The following is a 16,472-nucleotide window of genomic DNA, read 5'->3' on the forward strand; positions in this document are numbered from 1 at the left end:
TAAAAATAATAATTTTATGTAATCAATATGAGCCAAGTTCGAGTTAATTGGCTAATGCCTCAACTGCTTGCTGTACCGAGGTGAAGTGTATTTTGATGATGCACCTTTGTGCGAGACAAAACTCATGCGACTGGATGAGTGACGTAACTTCCTCGACGGACAGAGTGCGTTCTTCCGGTTGTAAAACGGTGGTGTTCGAATCGTTGTATTGCAACCCGAACGTGTTGCTATTTGAGTCAATTACGTAATCATCTGGCCCCAAAATGAGCGCTTCGCATTCGGAATCAAGATCAGCATGAGAACGCAAATAGATAAGTTCATCGTCGCCATCGAGTTTCAATAAACATGGCCATGTAACCATGGGGCCTCCAGTGTAGTGGCTAAAATTGTTTCAATGTCTGAAAGGGCAAGGTGAGCGCTGGCATTCAAGGTGTTGACCTTAAACCGCAGTCAAAAATTACGTGTGTTGAGCAATAATCGAAAACAGCTCGTCAACCGTTCTTGCCACGTAATCTGGTTGCACGCTCCAATGCTCTGGCATCGCGCCGCTGTACGCTGCTGCAACGGCAATCACTTTACTTTGGCCACCCAACTGCTGTTCGATGTTGCGTGCGAATTGCGTGTCGGCTTCATGGTCACCGATGTATATCAGCTGTCGATTTTCTGCGTGACCAAAAATCGACTCAACGCATTTGATGCCACTGTACGCATCGGGCTTTTGATGCCCGTTCGAGACGTCATCATACCCGACGATGGATTTAAACGGCGCGCTGATGCCGTTGTCGGACAGCACTCGACGAATATTGCTTTGTGAGTTTTGAGAGCAAATGCCGTGAGGCAGCTGCGCAAACTCTTTAATAACGCCATCAATGCCTTCAAACAGGGTTACTGGTGTTTGGTTCTTCTCTTGATGCTCTGCCCATAAACCACCAGCTTTTAGCATTTCATCATGGGACATGCCGTAGTAATCCACGTAGAGCTCTTGCCAGTTTTTCGCCGCGTGGTTTGCGTAGTGATAGTTGGCTTCTGAATGGAGATATTTCGGTAAATTATCGCCAGTTAAATGCGGGGCTACGATGGATAAGATCGCTTTGGTGATGTCGATGTTTTTCGGTACAGAGTTTACGAGTGTCCCATCGTAATCCCACAATATGGCGTCTAATTTCATTCAACGTTCTCGTTGTTATTGATGGTTAAAAGCTGGAACCGGGTTGCTGCAAAAATGCTAACTCTTCAGGTGTGCTTTCTCTACCCAAGATGGCGTTGCGATGTGGGTAACGTCCAAATTGGTCGATGATGGCTTTGTGTTTTAGCTCAAAATCGTAGTTATTTTCAAGCCCTGATGCGCGAAACAATTTCTCAGCTTCGACATGAATGAGGCGAGATTCGCTGTGCATAAACGGCATGTACAAAAAGCTTAGCTGCTCAGGCGCTAATTCTTGATCGTGTCCTAACCGAATTGCTTCTTGAGCCAATGCTAATGCGAGCGGGTCTTGCGCAAACGCTTTTGGGGTGTTGCGATACACATTACGTGAAAACTGGTCGAGGACGATGATTTCGGCCAATCGTCCTTGTGCGCTGTCACGCCAATTAAACAGTTCACAACGAGCGGCTTGTTCTAGTACCGAGGCAAATCGTGACGCAATATGTTTGTCCAGTTCTGGGTTGTTTTCAAACCAGTTTTGAGGCGTTAGCTCCTCGAACCAGAACTTGATGATTTGTTGATGCATGGCGCTTCCTTTTATTGTGCCTTAATAGCAAAAAGCCAGAAGCGTGACTTCTGGCTCTTGGCGTGTTATCGACCGTAAGTCTCTACGATGTAACGTTCAAAATCGTCACACATTTGTTCGTCAGAGATGGCGTTGCTTGCCAGTTCTTTACTGCCGTCGACGACTTTAATCATCGCGTTTAGTGAAGCGACTGGTGCTCGTTTTCGCGTTGCAAGTGAGTCAATTTTCTTCTGCTGCACTTCCCACGCCTGTTCTGGGGATAGGTTACACACGTCTGCAAGGTACTTGGCGTTAAAGCCTTCACCAGTCAGGCTGACAATGGTTTCGTTGTGCGACAAATGATTGCCTGCGTGCCAGTAGTGTTTTGCCAACAGAGGGCCAATTTCTGGGTTATCCGTCAGATAGCCAAACTTCTCAAGGAAGTATGCTCGGGTCTGGTACACCGCCATGTGCGCGAGTAGGTAACCTTGATACGCACAAGCCGCTTCGTCGGATAGCAAATGTGGAATCGCCATCAGTGGGCGAGGGCTGCATTCCAAACCAAGGATCTGTTTTTCACAATCGCGAGCCAGCTTAGTGATGCGCTCTGGTGTTAACTCGTCATCGCTCAGTTGATATAACGCGCGCTCAAAGTACGGCACAACCAAGATGCTACGTTCTTCGTAGGCTTTGAATGGTTGACGACTGTTGATCATCGCTTGAATTGTCTCATCAGGAACCGAATTCCCTTCATCATCCAGTGCGTACTGTTTTAGCCAATCGGCATCGGTTAACAGGCTGTCACAGAACATCGACTGAGTTTCTGCATAAGCCATTGAAGTCGGCGCAAACTCCTGCGAAAAACAAGGCGCATTCATTTTTACGTTCGCAAAGTGTGCTGCGTGGCCACCTTCGTGGAACAGCGTGTTTATGCCATCGTAGCCGCTGCCCACTTGGTCTGGTTTGGCATTGCTGGTGAAGTTCACCTGTGCTGCGACCCATTCGCCTTGATTGTAGAAAGAAGGGATCGGGCCGTGGCAGAACCCGTTCGGGTACTTACCTTTGCGGTCTAACAAATCCAGCGTTAGCGTCGCGCCAGAGTAATCAATATTCAGACGACCAAACGATTCTACCCAGCGTCTCAGAGATTTAGAGAACGGCACGTATGGGTCAAGGTCACGCATGACGTCACCCGCGAACGAGTAAACAAAGTTGTAGCCTGTTAGTGCGCTTGCGCCTTTCTCTTTCGCCAAGTTTTCTAAGCTGTTTAGGTGCGCATCTCGCGTGCGTTGTTCGAAATCTTCCAAAATCTCGAATAGCTGCTCAGAGCTCATCTTTTCCGTTTTTTGCACGGAGTAATCAAAGAAGGTCGCATAACCCAGTGAGCGAGCGAACTGGTTGCGCAGTTTGATCAGTTCTATAAAGCCGTTTTGCAGTAGCCATTGTTCAAGGTTCAGCAACGCTTGATGAGCCGATTGGCGAACTTCTTCATGATTGCTGGTGCGAATGGTTGAGCTCAATACTGGCAGTGAACCTTCCACTTGCTTGCCGTTTTCATCGGTAAACGTTTGTACGTGGTTCTGTTTTTTCTCGAATAGTTCAGCTTCAAAGGCAATGAGCTGATTTTTCAACGCTTGTGCTTTTTCTCCCTCGATTGCGTGAGATTCAAACATCGCTAGCCAACCAGAAAGACCCGTAATGGTTTGCTGTTTCTCTTGTGGGTCGGTAATTGAGTCCGCGGCTTCAAGCTGTTGTTTGATGGCAGTAATTTGCTCGGCGTTGCTCAAAAAGCTTGTCCACGCCGTTTGTGCTTGCGTCGAGCCATCATGGTCATCGCTGATCCCCATGTAAGTTTCCCAAAAGAAATCTTCTTTGGTGCGGTGAATCGCGAGGTAACGTTGATTGAGGTCGTTGAGATAATCCGTTGCGGTCATTTTGATCCTTCAAATGGTTTCGTTATGTAGACAGTTGATTATTGCACGCTTGGCCGCGAGAAAGGAGCGACAATCTCATTTGTCGATTTTGCATCGCGTAAACGTGATTTTACTATTTGTTTACATTTTAAATGGTTAGTAGGTTATTTGTTGTGGCGCACCTTACGTTTGGGCGCTGATGGTATACAATTTATAAAATTTCTTGTTGCAGTCGTACAAAGCGGAAACGAAATGATAAATAAAGCAAAAATAACGTTGCTGACGCTAGGAGTGGTTTTAGCGGGATGTTCGTCAGTGACGGCTCCTAAAAAGGATGCCATTGAGAGTATTCAGCAAAAATGTGCGGTTATTCTGAGTAGTGATGTTTCTGATGATCACCGTTGGCAGGTGTATAACGAGCTGATGCAGGAATATGCGGTACATGCCATTAAAACTCAGGCTCAACTTGACCGTTTTGAAGCGTTTGTTCAGCGAGTGCAAAGTGATGATTCAGGTCAGCTGATTACTGAGCTGATTGAAGTCACTGACTGGGGATGCTCAAACGGTAATTATCTTGAAGAGATGGATATGTTCATTCAAGAGGTTCAAAAGTAAAAAACCGAGCGTTAAGTCGCTCGGTTTTTTGTTTTTGTAGCACTCTTTTTTGTAGACTCTAGTGCGCTGGCTCGTCGGGACGTTTACTCTTCTGGGTACTCGCCCATACCCTCAGTTTTGCCTTCTGCTCTCCAGTGCTCATTGGCATCATAAGCTTCATCGCATAAGTCCACGGTGTAGCCCATTTCAGTAATTTCTTTCAAAGTGAGGTTGTCAGCAATTTTGGCAATTTCGCCCGCTTTATTACGCAATTCCATCGTGTTTCCTCCGTTATCGCTCGCTTGCAGCAACGTGACTACGACGCCTAGTAACAAGGCATCGAAGTCTCTTTGCTTTAAGTATATATCCCTCTGTTCAAAATGAAGGATTAAACCCTTTTTTATGTGTGGTTAAGGCGTAATGATTTGAGCTACGCCTGCAATTTGCATCGACAGCATCGCGATAGCACGCTATTTGTGATTTATTGAGTGATTTATTTATAAGTTTGGAAAATCGAAATGGTGATTCTCGACCACTCCTTAGCACAGCAAATTGTTGATCGAACCATGTCCATCATTGGTCACAATGTGAATGTGATGAACTCAGCAGGCATCATTATTGGTAGTGGCGATCCAAAACGCGTTGGGCAAGTGCATGATGGCGCGGTATTGGCGTTGAATCACGGCGATTCGCTAGAGCTGAATGAGCAGCAATGTTTGACGTTGCAGGGTGTCAAACCCGGAATCAATATGCTGTTGAAATTGCATGGTGACGTGGTCGGTATTGTTGGTGTGACAGGTGAGCCGGAGAAAATCCGAGATTTCGCCAAACTGGTCAAAATGACCGCTGAATTGACAATCGAGCAAGCTGCGCTGGTGGAAAAATTTCAGTGGGACAGACGTCATCGCGAAGAGTTTATTCTGGCTTGGATCAATGGGAAACTGACCGATGAAGAGCTGAAAGATTGGGCGATGCGTCTTTCTATCGATGTTACTCAACCACGGGTGGCAACGGTGATTGAAGTCTCGACGCCGTCCGCCTCAAAAAGCATGAAGAGTGTGCGCAATATTGTTGAGCTGCTTGAATACCCAGAGCGTAACAACCTGGTTGCGATTGTCTCAGTGAATGAAATTGTGGTGCTGAAACCGTGTCATTCCGCCAAGCAGTGGGATAGCCAAATCGAAAGTGAACGCATTGATAAGTTGATGTCACGTTTAAGCGATCACGATTCGCATACGTTTCACATTGCGCTAGGGCAGCTGTTTAATGAGCCTAAAGATGTCGCGTTGTCATACCAAAGCGCGAAGCAGGTATTAGCCATTGGCAAGCAATTCTACCCAGAGAAACGTAAGTACCTGTTCGATGAACTTCGTTTGCCTGTGCTGTTAGCGCCGTTGGCGGATATTTGGCAAGGTGAACAAATTATTGATGGCGTGAAACGGTTGAAAGAGAAAGACAAATCTGGGCAATTACTGAAAACCCTAGATGCGTTGTTTGAATGCAATGGCAATGTGACAGAATGCTCTAAAATGCTGTTTATTCATCGGAACACACTGCGTTATCGGCTAGAAAAAATCACCGAGATAACAGGGCTGCCAACCACCAATTTTGTGGGGTTAGCGGAGCTTTATATTGCGACTCGGCTCTCAAAAATGGCGTGATATTGTGCATTTGCACAATACGCGTCATTTTTTGACCACATCATTTGTCACTCCGCCTAAAGGAATTCTAAAGCAAACGATTAATAATTCATGCGTCCCTACATGTTGAGTGAGCCAACACGGACTCGCTCAGCAAAATAAGAATAAATGGAGTTATCATGAACCTTATATTAATCCTGCTCGGGGTGATCGCATTTATTGTGCTCACGACCACCAAATTCAAATTACATCCCTTTTTAGCGCTGATCATCGCGGCGTTCCTTGCGGCATTTGCTTACGGCTTACCGGCAGATAGCATTGCCAAAACCATTGCTTCTGGCTTTGGCGGCATCCTTGGTTACATTGGTTTGGTTATCGTTTTAGGTACCATCATCGGTGTTATTTTGGAGAAAAGCGGTGCGGCGATCACTATGGCCGATACGGTCATCAAAGTGTTGGGTGAGCGTTTCCCAACATTGACTATGAGCATCATCGGTTACATCGTTTCTGTTCCGGTATTTTGTGATTCAGGCTTTGTCATTCTGAACTCGCTAAAAGAATCACTCGCGAAGCGTTTAAAAACCTCAAGCGTTGCGATGAGTGTGGCGTTGGCAACTGGCCTATACGCAACGCACACGTTTGTGCCGCCAACTCCTGGCCCGATTGCCGCTGCGGGTAACTTAGGCCTGGAATCTAACCTTGGTTTAGTGATTGGTGTGGGTGTGTTTGTTGCAGCGGTTGCGGCGCTAGCAGGTATGTTGTGGGCGAACCGATTCCAAAATGTAGAACCAGATGGCATTGAAGCCGCAGATGAAATTCAGCATGATTGGCAAGCACTCAAAGCGTCTTACGGCAAATTGCCAACGGCGAGCCAAGCATTCGCTCCTATTTTTGTTCCAATCTTATTGATCTGTTTTGGCTCTATCGCGAAATTCCCAAGCTTACCGCTGGGCGAAGGTTTTGTGTTTGATGTTCTGACTTTCTTAGGACAGCCACTAACTGCATTGGTGATTGGCCTGTTCCTTTCTGTTCGCCTACTCAAGTCAGACAACAAGATTGAAGAATTTGGCGAGCGAATCAGCCAAGGTATTACGGCTGCTGCGCCTATTCTTTTGATTACCGGTGCTGGTGGCGCATTTGGCGCGGTATTAAAAGCAACGCCGCTAGGTGAATACTTGGGTACGACGCTATCGGCGCTGGGCGTGGGTATTTTCATGCCATTTATCGTTGCGGCTGCGCTAAAATCGGCGCAAGGTTCGTCAACGGTTGCACTGGTGACCACATCGGCTTTGGTTGCGCCTATGCTTACGCAATTGGGGCTAGATTCAGAAATGGGCCGCGTATTAACGGTGATGGCGATCGGTGCAGGTGCGATGACGGTTTCTCATGCAAACGACAGCTTCTTCTGGGTAGTTTCGCAGTTTAGCCGCATGTCGGTGGGCTTAGCCTACCGCGCGCAAACCATGGCTACGCTCGTTCAAGGTGTCACGGCAATGGCATTGGTGTACATTTTGAGTCTCGTTCTCTTATAAGTCTCTGGAAATACGTATGAAAGTGGTAATTGCACCTGATTCATTTAAAGAAAGCTTAACCGCCAAACAAGTGAGCGAGGCGATCAAAACGGGTCTTGCTCGCGTATGGCAGGATGCCGAGTTTATTACGGTTCCGGTCGCAGACGGTGGCGAAGGCACGGTTCAATCTTTGATAGATGCAACTCAAGGCGAACAAGTATTCACAGCAGTGACCGCGCCATTAGGGAATGATGTCGAAGCGTTTTATGGCATCCTCGGCGACGGCGAAACCGCGGTTATTGAAATGGCGGAGGCCAGTGGGCTGCACCTTGTGCCGAGTGACGCTCGCGACCCAAAACTGACCAGCAGCATTGGTACCGGACAGCTGATCAAACACGCGCTAGACAGAGGTATTCAACGCTTAATCATTGGTTTGGGCGGCAGCGCTACCAATGATGGTGGCGTGGGCATGTTGACCGCGTTGGGGGTAGCGTTTCTTGATGAATCTGGTCATGCAATTACCCCAAATGGAGGCGGGTTAGCGATGCTTGCCTCCATCGATATTTCTGGTCTTGACCCACGTTTAGCAACTTGCGAAGTGTTGGTAGCGTGCGATGTTGATAACCCACTCTGTGGCGACAAAGGCGCGTCGGCTATTTTTGGCCCGCAAAAGGGAGCGACGGCGTCAGACGTCACTCTGCTCGATAACGCATTACGCAAGTTTGGTGAGTTGACGGAACAAGTGACGGGTAAGCACGTACTGACTCGTGAAGGGGCGGGTGCTGCTGGTGGTATGGGCGCGGCCTTGCTCGGGTACACGCCAGCACGTTTGCAACCGGGAATTCAGATTGTGCTAGAAACGGTTAAGCTTGCTCAGCATGTTGCGGATGCGGATATCGTATTCACAGGCGAGGGTCGCATCGATCATCAAACCGCACATGGCAAAACCCCGATGGGCGTTGCTAAGGTGGCCAAACAGTTTAATTTACCAGTCATTGCATTAGCAGGCTGTGTGGGCGACAACTATCAGGCGGTTTATGAGTGCGGAATTGATGCGGTGTTTGCTTGTGTACCAAGGGCGATGAGCTTATCTGAGGCCATGAAAGAGGCCGACGTCAACGTTGCTAATTTAGCCGAAAACGTCGCGAGAATATGGCAAATTAAGTCGCACTGAGGGCGATAACGATACGAGAAAACTCCACCTTTGCGTGGAGTTTTTTGTTGTTACCTGTTTGCGTGTGTGGGCATAAGTTCATTTAGCAAGAGCGAGTTAACAGACATGCTTGGCTATCAACTTTGCCAGTGTTTGCATCGCGTGACTCCAATCGGTTTCATGACCAAAGTTTGCCACGCTGAGGCGCACGCAATGTCGATATTGCTCTTGAGTGCCAAATACGGTGCCGGGAAGTAGGCTGATTCTGTGCTTATTGCACGCTTGATACAACGCATAACTGTCCGTGTCTTCGGGCAGGCGCAACCAAAGCAAGAACGAGCCTTGCACGGCGTTGATCTGGTACCGATTTTTTAGAGATTCGTATTCATCTAAGTATTGATGAAGCATCTGGATAAATCGGCGCATGTTGTTTTGATAAACCCGACCCATTCGCGCAGTATGCGTTCGATACTTGCCTGACGTTAGAAACGTTGCCACGGCTGACTGCATCAGGTTCAAACTGCCCATGTTCTCACACAGTAGATATTGCTCAATTTGATCTCGATATCTCCCCGCCAGCATCCAACCAATTCTCAAACGCGAATCGAGTGTTTTGGATAACGAATTCACGTAAATCACGCGTTGCTTGTCATCGAGCAAGCTCAAGCTTGGCAACGGCTTATCATAACTTAACCCGCCAAACACATCGTCTTCGATAATAGGAACATTGCCGGACGCCAATAGCAATCGCTGGCGCTTTTCTAACGGCATCATGGCACCAGTTGGATTGGTGAAGTTTGGCGTTACGATGATCGCTTTTATGTCCCATGTCGACATCGCTTTTGCTAAGGCTTCGGGGCACATACCGTCACGTGGGCAACTCGGAATTTCCACCACTTTGAGGCCGAGTGATTCGAGCATCAATAAATTACCAAAATAGCAAGGGGACTCCACCGCGACGATATCGCCTTTTTGTGTCGTTGCGCGCAGCGCTAGGCTAATGGCTTGTTGTGCGCCGTGCGTCACCATGATCTCATCCAACTTGGCTGGCGTGCCCAAATCTTGCGTGATTTTCGCCAGTTGTTTGATTAATAGGTGATCTCCGGGTGGCAATTGGTAATGGCTCGGTACATGCGTTTGCTGGCGGCTGTGACGGCCAATCTCGGCGTACAAGCTTTTGATCGCGGGGGAATCAATGTTTGGGTGGGCAGAGCCAGCGGGCAAACGCTCTTGGTATTCAGGATACGTGAGGATTTCTTTACAGATCGAGAGCAAATCCACACGAGTCGGATCCGGAATTGAGCGAGAGGTCGGCAAGGCGATTTTCACTCGATAACCCGATTTGGGAACCGAGTACACCAAGTTTTGCGCTTCCAGCTCTTGATATGCACGAATCACGGTGTTTTTGCTGACGTTTAACTCTTGGCTCAATGAGCGAATGGAGGGCAATCGATCATCCGCTTGATAAACGCCACCATTGATGGCTTGTTTGAGGTGTTTTTCCACCACGAGGTACTTATTCCCTTCACCGCTTCCCAATAAATCTGTACCCATAAAAACACTTCCATCTGTCACTTTTTGAAAACACTGTACCTAATTACATTAGCAGTATCTCAAAACATAAAACAAGCGTGAGTGAGACGAACATGTTAATCCGAGCCATCCCTTTTGTATTTGTCATCCTTTGGGCTTCTGGATTTGTTGGTGCGCGTTTTGGTTTGCAATATGCCGAGCCAGCGACACTACTTTCTATCCGAATGGCATTCAATGTCCTACTGTTTTTGGTTCTTGTGGCGGTATTGCGTAGAAGGTTGCCGACAGGGAAAGATTTTTGGCACAGCTGCGTGGTCGGGGCGTTAATCCACGGTTTCTATCTGGGCGGTACTTATTTCGCTATCGCTTTGGGTATGCCTGCGGGGTTGAGTTCGTTGCTGGTGGGCATTCAGCCGATTTTAACCGCGGCTTTGCTGGTGGCGTTTGTCCGTGAGGAATTTAAACCCTCGCAATGGTTGGGTTTGGCTCTTGGTTTTGTCGGTATCGCTATGGTATTGATGGGCAAAATGGAGTGGCAATCCGAGCAGCACAAAGTGTTGGCCATTGGTTTGTGTTTATTGGCTTTGGTTGGTATCACGCTAGGGACGCTGTATCAGAAAAAACATTGCCAACAAGTGGATATGGTTGGTGGTGCGACAGTGCAATATTTGGCCGCGCTCATCATGTTTCTGCCTGTTGCGATGCTGTTTGAAACCATGCAAGTGCAATGGGAACTGGAGTTCATTTTGACCGTGTTGTGGTTGGTCGTCGTGCTCTCTTGTGTGGCGATTCTATTGTTGCTGTACATGGTGAGAAATGGGGCGTCTTCGAGTGTGGCGTCTGTGTTTTACCTAGTGCCGCCAACGACGGCGATTCAAGCTTGGCTCGCGTTTGGAGAGTCGTTTGATTGGATGGGCATTTCTGGCTTTGTCCTAGCGGCTACGGCGGTGTATTTGGTGGTTAAAAAACCAGATCTGACGATAAAAAAGGCTATCAAAACGGAATATACCTAAATTAGGTAGGGACATTCACGTGCCAGTGAGTACAATTCTGCCTCATCTTAATCCGTGGAGCAGAGTGATGACGGCAAAGCCAGACCGAATGACCGCGATGCGTAATATCATCGACCAAGTAAAAGCTGAACTACCGATTTACGAACCGGAAACCTTTGTGTGTGGGCCGGAGGGGCAGTGCATCGGTTGTCCGAAGAAGTTACTGGAAATGGTGGATTCAGAGCTGAGCTATTGGGAATCGGCTATGGAGCGCGGCATTGTTCCGCAATTCGATGAAATTCGTCGTTTTGGCAAAATGTGCACGAATGTTCGTCGTGGTCTGGTGCGAAATAATGTGCCTTTACTCAATAGCTAGAGAGTAAAAATCTTCTAATATCTGATACATAGCGTCGTTTTGTTGCACTGCTCTTTGGCTGCTGTTCTCAAGTTTGAGTGGTGTTTGTCTCTTCTTACCCCTTGGGCCTTTAATCGTAAGAAATTGGCGATATATTGGCTCGGTCTCACATGGATGTGGGGCTATTGTCTTGGGCTAGTTGAGATAGGAAACGTGAAATCAAAGGGATTTACGCTGATGGAAATCACCATAGTGCTCACCACTTTGGCTTTCATCGCATTAGCTGCTTTACCAGTACTACTCGATATTCATCGCCAAGCATACGCTGCGATGCTGCACAGTTCTCAGTCTTCTTTAGGTACGGCTCTCAAATTCTTCCATGCTCAATCTGTGATTGATAACGCTTACGACCAAGAGCACGTTCACTACATTGACCGACAAGTCAAAACACGCAAAGGCATGCCAGAAGCCAGCGCCGACAGTATTCGTGCTTTATTAGAAATAGACCTGCCTGCCAGAGGCTACTCGAAAATTGACGTGCCGTGCAAAGGCAGTGATTTTTGTATCATCGGTCAGCAGCACCCGAACAGCGCTCATTTTGTCGCGATTCCTGATTATCAGTTCTTAGATAAATCGGGCTTTGATCGCGTGGTGTACATTTGGCCGCAGGGTTACACATTGGCAGAAGAAGCGTGCTACTTCTACTATGTGAATCAAGCCTCGACCGATTCAATTGTTCGAGGGCATGTGACGCAAGGGTGTTAGTCCCAATTAAGCTTTGTGAAAAACGGTTATCGAGAATCTACAAACCGGGGTTGTTCGAACGGTGTTGCGCTTTATTCAATACCATTTTTTGACTCATTAAGACCTTGCCATTTGGCAAGATCACTTCCCCAAGCTCTCCCTGATGTTCAAACCCAAAGCGTTCATACAAAGCAATCGCTGGTGTGTTGGTTTTGTATACGTTGAGTACGATTTGGTCGTAGCCAAACGCCCAACCGCGCGCGATTGCCATTGATAATAATTTCCGTCCTAATCCTTTGCCTCGGTAGTTTTTGTCGATGTGAATACCAAGAATACCGACGCGAATGAGTTGCCCGCCTTCGTAACCGCACATTTCTGCAGGGAAGATTTCAACGCTGCCGATCAGTTCTTGGCGGTCAAACGCGACAAACTGAGGGATGGATTCGCTCTCAACTCGTTGCAGGATGCTACGAAGTGTTGCGTTATCGGGGGCTGGAGAAATCAAAAACTCCCCCTCGGAGTACACCCGATTCCACAGCGCGGTGAAGCGCTCGAGATCGCTCACCTTGATGGGTCTGATTTGCATTCATCTTCCTTGATTAGTGCAGGTAACGGTTAGGGTATAAGCTCAGATAAACAGCGAATTTGATTGGGAATGGGATCGGCTGGTGCATCAGCGCCCGTTGGGTTAAACCAAATTGTGTTTACGCCCGCTTGCATGGCGGGATAAATGTCTTTGTGAGGTAAATCGCCGACCATGGTTATTTCACTCACGTTAACCCCTAACTGTTTTGCGACGGCGAGATAAAACTCAGGTTGGCTTTTAGCGATACCGAGGTTGGCAAAACAAAAATAGCCATTTAAGAATTGGTCCAAGTCGACGCGGACGAATGCACGTTGAACCTCTTCCATGTTGGAGTCAGACGCGCTGGTCGCAATGTAAATGGGATGATTTTGGGAAAGTACTGCCAGCGTTTCGGTGGCCTGAGGAACCGTTTCTACGTGTTCCCAATCGCACATTTTTCCTTGTGCGTGAGGGAAATCTACCATCAAGGTGTTCCCCCAATCGAAAAGATAAATCATGTTCGAATCTCCTTTATACCCAAGCATCTTGAAGTCACTTGGGTATATCAGTACATCATATCGCCTTTTCTAAAATCGGGGGACAAATCGAAGTGATAAATGCGATTTAGTCGGCTTTAGTCGTGAAAAGCGTTTAATTGCCGTTATCGTTACAAATGTTTCAGCATAATGCGTGAGTTAGTTTTAAAACCTTGATTATCGTAAAAACGCTGTGCTGGCTGATTGAATTCCATCACTTCCAATCGAACTTGCGTGGCATTGGCATCGCGCGCCCATTGCTCGCAAGCTTGGAGCAGTTGACGACCGATTCCTTGCTGTTTTTGCTCTTCATCGACAACGATCGTCCCCACGCGGCAAATTGGGTCTTTGATCAGAAAACTGACGGTGTCGTTTTGGGTGATCATCGCGGTTAAGAAGCCGAGAATTTGCTGTTCGCGTTCTGCAACCAAAAAGAGCCGCTCTTTGTTCTCAAGTGCTTGCGCAAGAAATTCGCGATCAGCTTCTGTAGGCGCAACAAAGGCTTCTGGCGCATTCGCAAAATGCAGTGAATTGATCTGCAAATTAAGCTGAAAAATTCCGTCTAAATCATTGGGAGTAGCTTGTCGGATATGGATTTGCATTCTATCTGCCTCCAGCAATATCGATAAATGATCCTGTGACATAAGAAGCTTCGTCACTCAGTAGCCAAGCGATCGCATTCGCCACTTCTTCTACTGTGCCGCCGCGTTTAAGAGGAATTTGAGGGCTCAGTCTATCCACTCGGTTTGGTTCTCCGCCGTCGGCATGCATATCGGTATAAATGAAACCAGGTCGAACGCCATTGACGCGAATATTGCGTTCTGCCAACTCCAGCGATAGCCCTTTGGTTAGGGTATCCATCGCGCCTTTTGATGTGGCGTAATCAACATACTCAAATGGCGCGCCTGAGCGTGACGCTCCAGAGGATACATTCACAATGGCACCGCCCGCACTGAATCGCTTCGCCGCTTCTCGACAGCAGAGGAAACAACTGACGACATTAGTGTTCATCACAGTTTGGAAGCGCTCCAAGCTGATGTCGGCCAAAGGCGATTGGGTAAACAGCACGCCCACGTTGTTGACCAAGTGCGTCACTGCACCAAATTCGCGTTCTGTTTCATCAAACAAGGAGAGCACTTGCTGCTCATCGGCTACGTCTGCGGCGATGGCAATGGCTTTCCCGCCGTTTGCTTGTATTTCTGCTACAACTTGGTCGGCGGCCTCTTGCTGAGTGCGGTAATTAACACAAACGCGATAGCCTTGCTCGGCCAGCTTTTTCGCGGTTGCGGCTCCAATGCCTCGGCTTGCGCCGGTAACGATGACTACTTTATTCAAAATACGTCCTTATTTTTGTCGCGAGTAGATTTTATCGGCGTAGTGTTTGCCACCGATTTGGTATGCGTCTGGAATGACTTGAGAGAGTTCGAAGCCGCATTTTGCGAGTACGCGCTCTGATGCGACATTTCCTTCGGTCACTGTGGCGGAAAAGCGGCGGATATCGTGCGTGGTTTCTGCCCAGTGCAGCAAAGCCTCAAGTGTTTCTGTGCCGAATTGCTGGCCATGAAACTCGGGCAGCAGCAAATAGCCTACTTCGGCTTTGTCTTCCTCTAGTACAAAACCCGTGATCCCAATAGGTTGTTGAGTATTTGCATCGAAAATGGTCAAGCACAACCAATGGTCACACTCTGGTGTCCAGCTCGCTAAACGAGATTCAAACTTGTCGCGTAACACTCGCTCGTCAGGTTTATCGAAGCAGAGAGCGATGACACTAGGCTCGATATGTAAACGCTGAAATAGCGCCCAATCTTCTGCTCTGATCGGGCCCATTTTGGTTCTGGGTGTAGATATGAGAGTCGACATGCACATCCTTAATGCATCGAGTTGAATTGCCAGTCTCTCATTCTCTTAGCTTATTGATCAAACCGTTCAATTTAGAAAAGTGATTTATGTTGTGAATGTCGAATTGTGCAAAAAATTTGCGTTAGATATGAATTCATGGGAGCTAAATAACGAAATTTCATTCTTGAGACGCAGAGAGCAACACGGTAATGATGTGGATCAAGAGTTATCTACCCACAAAGTAGTAATTTGCGACCTATAATTACATTTTATTTGGAAGTGTTGCGAATTATGTCAATAAAAAAACGATATATTGCATTGCTAGTTGCTGCTGGCGTTGGTGTGGGTTGGTTAACTTTGGGCGGCAGTGCAGCGGTGATGCACTACACGTCTGACACTGAGTTTTGTGTCTCATGCCATTCTATGGAAATCCCTTATAAAGAGTATCAAGGCTCAGTTCACTTCAGTAATGCAAAGGGCATTCGCGCGGAATGTTCTGACTGTCATATTCCTCAAGAACCAATGGATTACCTGATCACCAAAATTCGTGCGTCGAAAGACATTTACCACGAATTTGTGACTGGCAAGATCGACACGCCAGAGAAATACGAAGCACATCGTAAAGACATGGCTGAAACTGTATGGGCTCAGTTCCGTGAAAACGATTCAGCGACGTGTCGTTCGTGTCATGATTTCGATGCAATGGAAGAGTTTGAGCAATCACGCGATGCGGCGAAGATGCATGAATACGCGAAAGCGAACGATCAAACGTGTATCGATTGTCACAAAGGTGTGGCTCACTTTGCACCAGAAGCAGAGTTAGACAGCAAAGCATTCGAAACGCTGATGAGCTTCACGACGAAGACAGCTGCTAACGCGAAGGTAGTTTACCCAGTAACGACGATTAATATGGGTGAAATGGGTACCATCAATCCAACAACAAAACTGGAAGTGATGAGCGCGGAAGGCGACAACCGCACTGTTAAGTTGAACGCATTCCAAATGAAAGGTGCAGAACAAGTGCTTTACATGGGAGAAGGTCAACGTGCCATCGTAGCAACGCTAACAGAGCAAGGCCAACAAGCGCTTGAAGCTGGTGAATTTGAGGCGGATGTTTACGGCAACAAATGGCGCTCGGTTTCTCTAACAGGTGCTATTGATTCTCCAGTTGTAGACACGCTTGATCCAGTATGGTCATACGCAGAAGAGTTGGACAACGTTTACTGTGCAACTTGTCACGCGAAAATTCCTTCAAATCACTTCACAGTGAATGCATGGGGACCGGTAGCGAAAAGTATGGGTGATCGAACTGATATTTCAGCCGAGAACCTAGAAATTCTAACCAAGTTCTTCCAGCACCACGCGAAAGATGTGGTTGGTCACTAACG

Annotated in this window: 19 protein-coding genes; 8 read left to right on the top strand and 11 right to left on the bottom strand. The window is 47.5% G+C overall.

Annotation, left to right across the window (positions count from 1 at the left end; all coding sequences use genetic code 11):
* Nucleotides 1–43 precede the first annotated feature (43 nt).
* The 4 genes from DYB02_RS20730 to DYB02_RS20745 all read right to left on the bottom strand — a co-directional run bounded on the left by DYB02_RS20730 (nt 44) and on the right by DYB02_RS20745 (nt 3,643).
* On the bottom strand, nt 44–361 hold the full coding sequence (locus DYB02_RS20730) for a DUF4144 domain-containing protein (RefSeq protein WP_029853215.1): 318 nt from the start codon (nt 359–361) through the stop codon (nt 44–46).
* 96 nt (nt 362–457) lie between these two features.
* Nucleotides 458–1,168 (bottom strand): HAD family hydrolase, encoded by a 711-nt coding sequence (locus DYB02_RS20735; RefSeq protein ID WP_015312782.1) that lies wholly within the window; start codon nt 1,166–1,168, stop codon nt 458–460.
* A gap of 25 nt (nt 1,169–1,193) precedes the next feature.
* Complete coding sequence (locus tag DYB02_RS20740) at nt 1,194–1,730, bottom strand: DUF924 family protein (protein WP_005460763.1); 537 nt, start codon at nt 1,728–1,730, stop codon at nt 1,194–1,196.
* Between the two features lie 65 nt (nt 1,731–1,795).
* Nucleotides 1,796–3,643 carry a M3 family metallopeptidase gene (locus tag DYB02_RS20745; RefSeq protein ID WP_025556317.1) on the bottom strand — a complete coding sequence of 616 codons (1,848 nt, stop codon included), beginning with the start codon at nt 3,641–3,643 and terminating at the stop codon, nt 1,796–1,798.
* A gap of 231 nt (nt 3,644–3,874) precedes the next feature.
* Between DYB02_RS20745 and DYB02_RS20750 the strand changes: the two genes are divergently transcribed.
* Entirely contained in the window at nt 3,875–4,237 is a 363-nt protein-coding gene (locus tag DYB02_RS20750) for a hypothetical protein (protein WP_005482939.1), read from the top strand.
* 83 nt (nt 4,238–4,320) lie between these two features.
* Here DYB02_RS20750 and DYB02_RS20755 read toward each other — a convergent pair whose 3' ends face one another.
* A complete protein-coding gene (locus tag DYB02_RS20755; RefSeq protein WP_164493538.1) occupies nt 4,321–4,494 on the bottom strand; it encodes a hypothetical protein in 174 nt (57 codons plus the stop codon).
* A 240-nt stretch (nt 4,495–4,734) separates the two neighbouring features.
* Between DYB02_RS20755 and DYB02_RS20760 the strand changes: the two genes are divergently transcribed.
* The 3 genes from DYB02_RS20760 (at nt 4,735) to DYB02_RS20770 (ending at nt 8,541) form a co-directional block, all read left to right on the top strand.
* On the top strand, nt 4,735–5,877 hold the full coding sequence (locus tag DYB02_RS20760; RefSeq protein WP_005460816.1) for a sugar diacid recognition domain-containing protein: 1,143 nt from the start codon (nt 4,735–4,737) through the stop codon (nt 5,875–5,877).
* Nucleotides 5,878–6,035: 158 nt separating this feature from the next.
* A complete protein-coding gene (locus DYB02_RS20765; protein WP_029804372.1) occupies nt 6,036–7,388 on the top strand; it encodes a GntP family permease in 1,353 nt (450 codons plus the stop codon).
* A gap of 16 nt (nt 7,389–7,404) precedes the next feature.
* Nucleotides 7,405–8,541 carry a glycerate kinase gene (locus DYB02_RS20770; RefSeq protein ID WP_029804374.1) on the top strand — a complete coding sequence of 379 codons (1,137 nt, stop codon included), beginning with the start codon at nt 7,405–7,407 and terminating at the stop codon, nt 8,539–8,541.
* A 96-nt stretch (nt 8,542–8,637) separates the two neighbouring features.
* Here the strand turns inward: DYB02_RS20770 and DYB02_RS20775 are convergent, their stop codons facing one another.
* Complete coding sequence (locus tag DYB02_RS20775) at nt 8,638–10,074, bottom strand: aminotransferase-like domain-containing protein (protein WP_029804375.1); 1,437 nt, start codon at nt 10,072–10,074, stop codon at nt 8,638–8,640.
* 92 nt (nt 10,075–10,166) lie between these two features.
* Between DYB02_RS20775 and DYB02_RS20780 the strand changes: the two genes are divergently transcribed.
* The 3 genes from DYB02_RS20780 (at nt 10,167) to DYB02_RS20790 (ending at nt 12,165) form a co-directional block, all read left to right on the top strand.
* Nucleotides 10,167–11,066 carry a DMT family transporter gene (locus DYB02_RS20780; RefSeq protein ID WP_029804377.1) on the top strand — a complete coding sequence of 300 codons (900 nt, stop codon included), beginning with the start codon at nt 10,167–10,169 and terminating at the stop codon, nt 11,064–11,066.
* A gap of 67 nt (nt 11,067–11,133) precedes the next feature.
* Complete coding sequence (locus DYB02_RS20785) at nt 11,134–11,421, top strand: hypothetical protein (protein ID WP_005459922.1); 288 nt, start codon at nt 11,134–11,136, stop codon at nt 11,419–11,421.
* Nucleotides 11,422–11,637: 216 nt separating this feature from the next.
* Entirely contained in the window at nt 11,638–12,165 is a 528-nt protein-coding gene (locus tag DYB02_RS20790) for a hypothetical protein (RefSeq protein ID WP_005459924.1), read from the top strand.
* Between the two features lie 37 nt (nt 12,166–12,202).
* Here DYB02_RS20790 and DYB02_RS20795 read toward each other — a convergent pair whose 3' ends face one another.
* The 5 genes from DYB02_RS20795 to DYB02_RS20815 all read right to left on the bottom strand — a co-directional run bounded on the left by DYB02_RS20795 (nt 12,203) and on the right by DYB02_RS20815 (nt 15,105).
* Nucleotides 12,203–12,730 (bottom strand): GNAT family N-acetyltransferase, encoded by a 528-nt coding sequence (locus DYB02_RS20795; protein WP_029816087.1) that lies wholly within the window; start codon nt 12,728–12,730, stop codon nt 12,203–12,205.
* Between the two features lie 29 nt (nt 12,731–12,759).
* Nucleotides 12,760–13,227, bottom strand: coding sequence for an HAD family hydrolase (locus DYB02_RS20800; protein WP_029804381.1), 468 nt, complete (start codon nt 13,225–13,227; stop codon nt 12,760–12,762).
* Between the two features lie 149 nt (nt 13,228–13,376).
* Entirely contained in the window at nt 13,377–13,847 is a 471-nt protein-coding gene (locus DYB02_RS20805; RefSeq protein WP_029804383.1) for a GNAT family N-acetyltransferase, read from the bottom strand.
* Nucleotide 13,848: 1 nt separating this feature from the next.
* Nucleotides 13,849–14,580: a glucose 1-dehydrogenase gene (locus DYB02_RS20810; RefSeq protein WP_025505353.1), complete on the bottom strand. Its 732-nt coding sequence runs from the start codon at nt 14,578–14,580 to the stop codon at nt 13,849–13,851.
* Nucleotides 14,581–14,589: 9 nt separating this feature from the next.
* Nucleotides 14,590–15,105 (bottom strand): GNAT family N-acetyltransferase, encoded by a 516-nt coding sequence (locus DYB02_RS20815; protein ID WP_029804386.1) that lies wholly within the window; start codon nt 15,103–15,105, stop codon nt 14,590–14,592.
* Nucleotides 15,106–15,375: 270 nt separating this feature from the next.
* Here DYB02_RS20815 and DYB02_RS20820 point away from each other — a divergent pair, with 270 nt between their 5' ends.
* The gene (locus DYB02_RS20820) at nt 15,376–16,470 is read left to right on the top strand and encodes a NapC/NirT family cytochrome c (RefSeq protein ID WP_029804387.1); all 1,095 of its coding nucleotides are present in this window, start codon (nt 15,376–15,378) and stop codon (nt 16,468–16,470) included.
* Nucleotides 16,471–16,472: the final 2 nt, after the last annotated feature.

Source organism: Vibrio parahaemolyticus (assembly GCF_900460535.1).
GTDB classification, from domain to species: Bacteria; Pseudomonadota; Gammaproteobacteria; order Enterobacterales; family Vibrionaceae; genus Vibrio; species Vibrio parahaemolyticus.